Annotated in this window: 8 protein-coding genes and 1 pseudogene; 3 read left to right on the top strand and 6 right to left on the bottom strand. The window is 62.9% G+C overall.

All coding sequences use genetic code 11. The features are described 5' to 3' along the window. Nucleotides 1-222: 222 nt before the first annotated feature. Nucleotides 223-2,136, bottom strand: a complete 1,914-nt coding sequence (locus CJZ82_RS15780; protein ID WP_233130315.1) for an ABC transporter ATP-binding protein — start codon at nucleotides 2,134-2,136, stop codon at nucleotides 223-225. A 264-nt stretch (nucleotides 2,137-2,400) separates the two neighbouring features. Here CJZ82_RS15780 and CJZ82_RS15775 point away from each other — a divergent pair, with 264 nt between their 5' ends. Continuing rightward, entirely contained in the window at nucleotides 2,401-2,646 is a 246-nt protein-coding gene (locus CJZ82_RS15775) for a hypothetical protein (protein ID WP_233130314.1), read from the top strand. Between the two features lie 655 nt (nucleotides 2,647-3,301). Beyond that, nucleotides 3,302-4,192 carry an N-acetylmuramoyl-L-alanine amidase gene (locus CJZ82_RS15770; protein WP_094556701.1) on the top strand — a complete coding sequence of 297 codons (891 nt, stop codon included), beginning with the start codon at nucleotides 3,302-3,304 and terminating at the stop codon, nucleotides 4,190-4,192. Nucleotides 4,193-4,365: 173 nt separating this feature from the next. On the opposite strand, the gene CJZ82_RS15765 is transcribed toward CJZ82_RS15770, so the two are convergent. The 4 genes from CJZ82_RS15765 to CJZ82_RS15750 all read right to left on the bottom strand — a co-directional run bounded on the left by CJZ82_RS15765 (nucleotide 4,366) and on the right by CJZ82_RS15750 (nucleotide 7,106). Beyond that, a complete protein-coding gene (locus tag CJZ82_RS15765; protein ID WP_158218607.1) occupies nucleotides 4,366-5,256 on the bottom strand; it encodes a DUF2887 domain-containing protein in 891 nt (296 codons plus the stop codon). Nucleotides 5,257-5,275: 19 nt separating this feature from the next. Then, nucleotides 5,276-5,422 carry a DUF4351 domain-containing protein gene (locus CJZ82_RS18745; RefSeq protein ID WP_233130316.1) on the bottom strand — a complete coding sequence of 49 codons (147 nt, stop codon included), beginning with the start codon at nucleotides 5,420-5,422 and terminating at the stop codon, nucleotides 5,276-5,278. After that, entirely contained in the window at nucleotides 5,398-6,198 is an 801-nt protein-coding gene (locus tag CJZ82_RS15755; protein ID WP_094556699.1) for a DUF2887 domain-containing protein, read from the bottom strand. Before CJZ82_RS15755 ends, CJZ82_RS18745 begins: the two co-directional genes overlap by 25 nt. Before the next feature lie 272 nt (nucleotides 6,199-6,470). Continuing rightward, complete coding sequence (locus CJZ82_RS15750; RefSeq protein WP_094556698.1) at nucleotides 6,471-7,106, bottom strand: Uma2 family endonuclease; 636 nt, start codon at nucleotides 7,104-7,106, stop codon at nucleotides 6,471-6,473. Nucleotides 7,107-7,324: 218 nt separating this feature from the next. Here CJZ82_RS15750 and CJZ82_RS15745 point away from each other — a divergent pair. Beyond that, nucleotides 7,325-7,453: pseudogene (locus CJZ82_RS15745) on the top strand (hypothetical protein); the annotation flags it as partial. Between the two features lie 206 nt (nucleotides 7,454-7,659). Here CJZ82_RS15745 and CJZ82_RS15740 read toward each other — a convergent pair. Further along, entirely contained in the window at nucleotides 7,660-8,139 is a 480-nt protein-coding gene (locus CJZ82_RS15740; protein ID WP_094556696.1) for a dual specificity protein phosphatase family protein, read from the bottom strand. Nucleotide 8,140: the final 1 nt, after the last annotated feature.

Here is an 8,140-nt window from a genome sequence, read left to right as displayed (position 1 = left end):
GCCGTCGCTGGCTGAACTTCCCGAAGGACTAGAGAACATATTTATCTGTGCGATAAGGCCCTTGGTGTAGCCGTGGCATGCCGGGCTGAGTTGGTTCTTGCTTTCTTGTTGACGCCGATTTATCCGATTATTCGAGGTGCCCTCAAGTAGTTTCCCGTCTGATTTCCGCCAACAAGGCAACGGCTGCAGATCCTTTACTTTTACCTCAGGAATCAAAAATATCTAGACAATCATAGAGTTGTTATGTCTGGCAACTCCCACCTGCTGCTGCCAAAGCACAGCATAGAGGCTGCCCTTTCCCAGAAGCTCAACGTGCTTGCCCCGCTCAACAATCCGGCCCTGCTCAATCACCAGGATCTGATCGGCATTAACGATCGTGCTCAGTCGATGGGCAATCACAAGCACTGTATGTTGCCGTTCGAACTGCTCGATCGCCTGCTGCACTAACCGCTCACTCTGACTGTCCAGCGCGCTGGTGGCCTCATCGAGGATCAGCAGCTCCGGGTTGCGCAGAATCGCCCGCGCCAGGCTGATGCGCTGCCGCTGGCCGCCACTGAGCAGGTAGCCCCTCTCACCGACGAGCGTGTCATACCCAGCGGGCAGCGCCTCGATGAAGCCGGCCGCCTGGGCCAGGGCCGCCGCCGCCTCGATCGCTGCTTGTGTTGCCTCGGGGCAGCCGAACGAGATGTTCGCGGCCAGGGAATCGTTGAAGAGGAAGGTGTCCTGGCTCACCACTCCCAGCCGTTGTTGCCAGCTGGAAAGATCCAGGTCTGCCATATCGGTGCCGTCGATCAGGATCCGGCCGCAGGTGGGGGCATAGAGGCCCACCAGCAGATCGGCGATCGAACTCTTGCCCGCGCCGCTTGCCCCCACCAGTGCCACGGTCCGGCCCTTGGGAATCGTCAGCTCGAGATCCGTCAGGGCCGGGGCCAGATCAGGGTTGTAGCGCAATCCCACCGCCTCGAAGCGGATCTCTCGCTGCAGCCCGTGGAAGCGCACTCCGCCACGCCGGCGAAAGTCCTTGCCATCAGGCTTGAGGATCTCATTGAGCCGATCGAGTTCCGCGGCGTTCCTGCTCAGCGAAGTGAAGGTGCCCGCCATGCCGCCCAGCCGCACATTCAGCCTCTGCAACGCCAGCACGAACGTCACCAGGCTGGGCAACACCCCCGTATTGCGGCTGCCGAACGCCAGCAGGCTCACCGCCCCGAGCACGGCGATCGCCGCGATCGGCAGAAAAGCTGAGAACGGCCCCACCACCTGCGAGAGCCGATTCTGCCGGCGCATCACGGCTTCGAGCTCGCCCATGCGGGCCCGCAACGCGTGATCGGCGGCATCCAGCCGGCCAGCGCTGTGCAACAGCCGCAGCCCCTGGATGTCCTCGGTGACCCGGCTCGAGATCTCCACCTCGATCATGGTGAGGCGATGAGATCCCCGCCGGATGCGCGGCAGCAACACACGCTGAACCAGCACGATCGCCGCCGCCAGGCCGACCGCCACCAGCACCAGCCAGGGCGAAAGGCTCACCAGCACGAGCGAATACAGGGCAATCAGCAGACCCTGAATCAGCAACTGACCCGTCAGCTCGATCTGTCCTTGCACCGCCGCGGGACCGTTGGCGGCATGGTTCAGAAGATCTCCGACCCGGTAGCGGCTGGCGCAGGCATAGCTGAAGTCGAGGATCTGTCTGTGGATCAGGGCGGTGATCGAGCTGCGGCAGCGGGCCGAGAAATCCCCAAGGCTCACGCCGCTCAGGTAGCTCATCAGCCCCTGGATGGCCTGCATCAGCACCGCCACCGCCAGGAAGATCAGGAACAGGGGTGTCCGCGGCAAGGCTTCGAGAAGACCAGGCAGCAGCGGAACGCGGCTCGTGAGTGGATTGGCAGCCCATGTGGCCCCGGCGGGCCTGGAGAGAATCTCCACCGCCAGAAAGATCACCGCCAGGGTGACCCCCTCGGTGAGGGCACCCACCACGGTGGTGCCCAGATGCAGGGCCAGCAGCTTCCACTCCTGCCGTGCCGTGGCACGGATCAACCGCGACGCCGGCCGCGGATCGAGGAACTCGCCCAACAGGGGTCGCACCAGACGACGGAGCAGTCGTTGAATCAGGCGGGGGCTGAGGGAAGGATGAACGTGCAAGAGGAAACAGGAATTGGTCTGGGGTGGTTCAGCTCAGCCAGATCTCAGCCACATCCAGCCGAAGCCCTCGCCTCAACGGCGTGGGCCAGACTCACTGAGGTGATGGGGACTGCATCAACCATGGTGGAAGCGGATGTGCGCTGGCAGCTGTTGAAGGTATGGGCTGGAGCTGCAGGCTCTGCATGATGAGATGGCGGAGCGGGCCAGGCAGCGTTGACAGCCTCCACAGACCGATCGAGGCCGGCATCCCTGGCCTTCCGGATGATGTCACGACCCAGGTGCTGGAGAGGATCACGGGCGCTGGGTCAGCATCGCTCCGGATCCGTCATCGACCTGTGCCTGGAGGCCCCGGCCCTGGGCGAGCTGCTGCTGCTCGGCGCCGAGCTGGATGATCTGCTCCTGCCCTGGCGGATCGATCTGCAGCTCCAGCATCTGATCGATCACCCCACCCTCCTGGAGGGCATCGCCAGGGCAGGGGTGGTGCTGTGGGAGCAGCCAGGGGCGAGCTGATCCTGCTCACGCGCACACCGCAAAATTGGCGGCGCGGCTGGAGTGGCTGGACACACCACTCCTACCAGTGTTGGTCCTGACGCGAGTAGGGCTCAAGCGTCTCAGAAGTGCCGGGATTCAAGCCAGGACCTATTAAAAGTCTGACCCAGTAGCGCTGGCTGACCTGTCGGCATGGGATGTTGTCTACGGTAATGGATCTTTTCCCATCCCCGTGTCTTCCGATCCAGACCAACTTGACGCCCTGCCGATCTGATCACCCTGCAGCAAGGCAAGGATAATTACTTCAGCCTGTCGGGGCGGCGAGCACAAGGGGAAAGCCACCGACACGATTTGGAATTTAGGTATTGGAGACACCATATGTGGTGTGGGGAGATCATTACAGCCGCTTCCCGCCGGGCCAGAGCGAGCACAAGCTCTCCCCCCTCAGATGCCGGTCTGGTTCCAAGGCGTCACCTGAGCTCCGTGGCCGATCGCAGCAGGACACAATCGAAGCTCCGCAATGCCAAACAGCTCTCGCTGCGCACCAGGTGAAGAGCTCTGAAAGAGTTAACATCCTGACGGTGGGATCACCGATGGGCAGGCATTGCCAGGATCAGAGCAGAGATCACCGGCTCTCGCTACTCTCCGTCCAACGAACTAATCAGCCGCCGCTTCAATGGCCCCCACCATCTATCTTCACTGGAGTGCCACCCCCTACACCTGGGTGCGCCGGGGGATGTATCACACGATCGTGGCGGGTGATGGTCATCTGCACCGGCTGCATTCCTACACCATCGATCTCAACGCCCACACCTGGCGGCGCAACAGCAATGCTGTGGGGATTTCCTGCGCCTGCATGGGCGGCAGCCCCGATCCATGGACGATCCCGCCCACCGAGGTCCAGATCGCGGCCATGTGCCAGGAGGTGGCAGATCTCGCCAGCAGCTGGCAGTGGCGGCCCGAAGACATCAACATCGAGCGGGTGATGACCCACGCCGAGGCCGCTTCCAATCGCGATGGCCGCATCCTGCACGACAACTACGGCCCGGTGGCCTGGGGCGGCAGCGGCGAACGCTGGGATTTCATGCAACTGCGCAAGGGCGGCCCCACCGATGCTGGCGAGGAACTAAGAGGCCGGATCCGCTCGCTGATGCGCGGCGAGACCAAACCAAGCGCTGGCCAGCCACCACTGGCCTTCCGTCGCACCACCTCGATGCTTGCCCGCGGCAGCAGCCTGGCGGTGGAGATCGACGCGAACGGCAGCTCCTGGGCGCTGGTGGTCGATCTGCTCAGCCTCTACGACATCCCCTACGAGTGGAATTCAGGCCAGCGGCGCGTGATGATCGGCAGCACCGACATCGCCCCCACCTACCGGGAGGATGGAGTGCAGGCCTCGATCGGCCACCCACTCTTCGAGATGGCCCTGCAGGGGGGCAATTCACCGGTGATCCTGCGGGGCATCATGCGCGACGACCGGGCCTGGTGCCGCGTGCTTGAGTTCGCCCAGGAGTTCGGCATCACCGCCTCCTTCCAGCCCTTTGCCCTCGGGGAGCGGCGGGGGGGTTAAGGATTCTCCGAACACCTACGCCACAGGGTGGGTGGTGATGTTCCTCCCACGGTTGGTGGTCCATCACTTTCACGACAAGGATGGTGCTCACCAAGACATCCGTAGAGCTGGGCTTACACCAGGGCCTTCAGGTGCTCCACCACGATCTGCAGCCGCATGAGCGCTGGTTCTGATCAATCGTGGGCTGCGAGCCAGTCGTCGAGGTCGGCTGGTCCCTGGAAATCGAGCAGGGCTTCCGCCAGGGCCTCAACCTGCTCCAGGGGTAGGGCTTCGATGCGGGCGGTTATGGCGGGGCTCAGGGGGCCGCAGCGGCGGGCCAGCAGGCGGAGGGTGACGACGGCAGCCTCTTCTGCCTTGCCACGGGCTTCACCGCGAGCCTCTCCTTCAGCTTTGCCCTCGGCTTTGCCCAGGCCAAAGATTTGTCGATACGCAACGCTCTGGGTGAAATCCTCGACCGTGATGCCAGCCATGGCACAGATCTCCTCAATTGGGCGATCGTTAAACCGTGCAGTCAGAATAGTAGGGATCAGCTTGAGCAGATCAGCCTGCTCCCCACCCGTAGCTGCAGGGGGCGTTACCCGGCGCAGATCGCCCACAGCAACTGAGATCTCAGCCTCCGGTTGCACAAGCAGGGGCAGCAGACGCTGAAACAGCGGCGCTGTTGCCAGCCCTCGCTCCGGCTGCAGCTCCACCCAGCTCACCCGCCGCTCCAGAAACTCGGCCACCGGCGCCGTCGGACCGAAATTCAGCTGCCGCGATGGGGTGATCACCACCACCAGCCAGTTGGTGATCTCCGGCTCCTGCTGCAGCAACCGTGCAGTCTCGGCATAGAGGCGCCGCAAGAAGACTGGGTCAGGCCCCATCTGGGCCTCCAGAATCAATGCCGGCAGATCAGGGCGGTTGGCCGGGGGCAGAAACAGGCCATCAAGGCGGTATTCCCGCTGTTTGAGAACAGGCGCCGAGAAGGTGTAGCCAGCGGCATCAGCAGGTAGCCCATCAAGCAGCGAGAGAATCCGGTCGGGGCTGCCCTGAAACAACCAGAAGAACAGCTTGTCTGAGAGCACAGGCGTCCTACGGCTCTGATCAACCGTGCGCAGCCAACCAGTCGTCGAGGTCGGCCGGGCCCTGGAAATCGAGCAGGGCTTCCGCCAGTGCCTCAACTTGCGCTAGGGGGAGAGCTTTGATGCGGGAGGTAATCGCGGGGCTCACGGGGCCGCAGCGGCGCGCCAGCAGGCGGAGGGTGACGACGGCAGCTTCTTCTGCTTTGCCACGGGCTTCACCGCGGGCTTCGCCTCGGGCCTCACCGCGGGCTTCGCCTTCGGCAATGCCGATGCCCACGATCTCCTTGTAGATCTGGCTTTGGGTGAAGTCTTCGACGGCGATTCCGCCCATGGCGCAAACCTCAGGGATTGAGCGGCTTGGAAAGCTGAAACAAGAATAGCGGCGATCACATCGTCGAGCTCTGCCTCCGCTGCCGTACCAACTGCCTGCTGGCGCAACTGGCTGCTGCTGGCCTTGATCTGCTCCTCTGGTTGTAGAAGAAGCCCCAAGAGCCGCTGAAACAGGGGGATCGTCGCCCCAGACTGATCAGCAGCCCCCTGAGACCAGCACTCGGGCTGCAGCTCCACCCAGCTAACCCGACGCTCCAGAAACTCAGCTACCGGCTCCGTTGGGCCGAAATTCAGCTGCCGCGATGGGGAGATCACCACCACCCGCCAGTTGGTGATCTCCGGCTCCTGCTGCAGCAACCGTGCAGTCTCGGCATAGAGGCGTCGCAGGAAGACTGGGTCAGGCCCCATCTGGGCCTCCAGAATCAATGCCGGCAGATAAGGGCGGTTGGCCGGGGGCAGAAACAGGCCATCAAGGCGGTATTCCCGCTGTTTGAGAACAGGCGCCGAGAAGGTGTAGCCAGCGGCATCAGCAGGTAGCCCATCAAGCAGCGAGAGAATCCGGTCGGGGCTGCCCTGAAACAACCAGAAGAACAGCTTGTCTGAGAGCACAGGCATCCTACGGCGTGGTCGATCTGTTCTGGGAAGCTTGGCGGCTCAGGGAGGAGTCACATTCAGAGATCAAAGGCTGTTCAGCTCACCGGGCAGGCAACCGTCTGACTAAGCAAACCACCGGTGAGCTCAGGGCATTCATCAACTGCCCGAAGGCTCGGAGATCGCCCATCAACAACCAATCAGCACTGCAGGCTTGGACAACCCCATAGAGCTGGACTTACTCCAGGGCCTTCAGTTGCTTCAGGGGCAACCAATTCCTCTGAGCCATAGCGATCTCACGCAGCCCAGATCTCCGCCAGCTTCAGTCGCAACCCAGGGAACTCGGTGCTGGCAGCCAGCTCCTGAGCATATTCGATCCGCTGGGGCTGACCGCTGGCAGGCCAGATCTCTACAGCTCGTTCATCGGGCAGAAGCAGCCAACCGAGGCGGGCGCCATTGGCCTGGTAGGCAGCCATCTTTTTGCGTAGGGCGCTGAGGCCCCGAGGGCCGTCGTCGCCCGGGCTGGCCAGCTCAACCACGAGATCCGGACAGAGAGGGGCAAAGCGCCGCTGCTGCTCAGGCGTGAGGGCCCGCCAGCGGTTGAGATGCACCAGCGACGCGTCCGGGCTGACCACAGAGCCATCCGGAAGCAGGAACCCGCCGGAGCTCTCGAAAACTTTCCAGCCTCCGCTTGCCCTGGCGAAGCACTTCAGCTGAAACACAAGCTCGCTGTTGCGACTGCTTGTTTCGCTTCCGGTTGGGGTCATCGCGATCAGGCGGCCATCGGCGGCCAGCTCCAGCACCGCCTCGCGGTTTTCCTCGCAAACCTGCTCAAACTGCTCGGGTGTGAGACGGAGTTCGGCAGGCAACCGCAGGGGCGCCAAAGCATCGAACGGGGAGGTAGTGGTGGCTGAGGTGGTGCTGAGGGTCATCACCGCAAGCCGGCCGAGGGTTTTCAGCGTAGCGAGGTTGGCCTGGAGAGTTCCATAGCCTCCTCGAGCACCTGCGCATATAACCCTGCCACCCGTTCCGGATCCCAGAGCTGCTCGGCCCTCGATCGGGCGGCATTCCCCCGGTTGCGGTGGGCGTCCTCATTGCAGCAGTGCTTCTGGGGTGGTGCGCAGGCTGGTGAGGAAGTGGTTCGAGGGATGCGGTGCGGGAGGCTGTGGTGAGGGATTTGCTAAGACCGGGCAGCGAAAACGTGTGGATAGCAATGATCCGCAGCCGCAATCTCACCAGCCACACTTACAACCCCACCCTGCAGCCAGGGGCGAGCTGAGCTGAGCAGGATCAGACCGGCTGGGTCAGGTATCCAGTCAGATATCCACACCCTGATCCTCCAGATGGCGACCATCTAGGCAGCTGGGCGATCCAGCTGTTCCTCAAAGCTGATCACGGCCACGGTGGACACACCATTCGCTGATGGTCGGGTGGTCGTGAGCAGGGCTCAAACGACTCGATCCCCTCGGCCCCTCGGCCATGAAATCAGGCTACAGCTGAGATGTGGGTATCGAATGCTGGTGACAGGAACGCCACACTGCGCAGAGCAGAGAGATGCTCGGGCAGGGGGCTGGTTCCGGGATGGGTCTGCTGCACGTAGTCAAGTGCGTCTTGCCAGCCCATGCGTCGGCTGTGGATCAACCAGGCCATGCCCACGAGGGGTGAGCGCTCGATACCGGCCACGCAATGGAGGTAGATCGGCCCGTGGCGGCGCAGATTTGCCAGTTGGGCAAGCACCGCACCCAGCTGCTGCGCCGTTGGTGCGCATTGGTGGCGGTGGTCCGGCAGGGGCAGCCGAACACAACGAAAACGCTCGGCCATTCCACCGGGCGGCGGCGCCTCCTCAACAGCACAAAGGCTGACTACATTCCTGACGCCATGACTTTCGAGCAGATTGAGATCGTCAACACTGCAAGGGGCAGTTCCCACCGCCAGTTCATCCCTCAACAACCAGGTGATGCGCATG

This window comes from Synechococcus sp. 1G10 (assembly GCF_002252625.1).
Taxonomy (GTDB): domain Bacteria; phylum Cyanobacteriota; class Cyanobacteriia; order PCC-6307; family Cyanobiaceae; genus Regnicoccus_A.
This window is presented reverse-complemented; position numbering and strand designations above follow the sequence as displayed.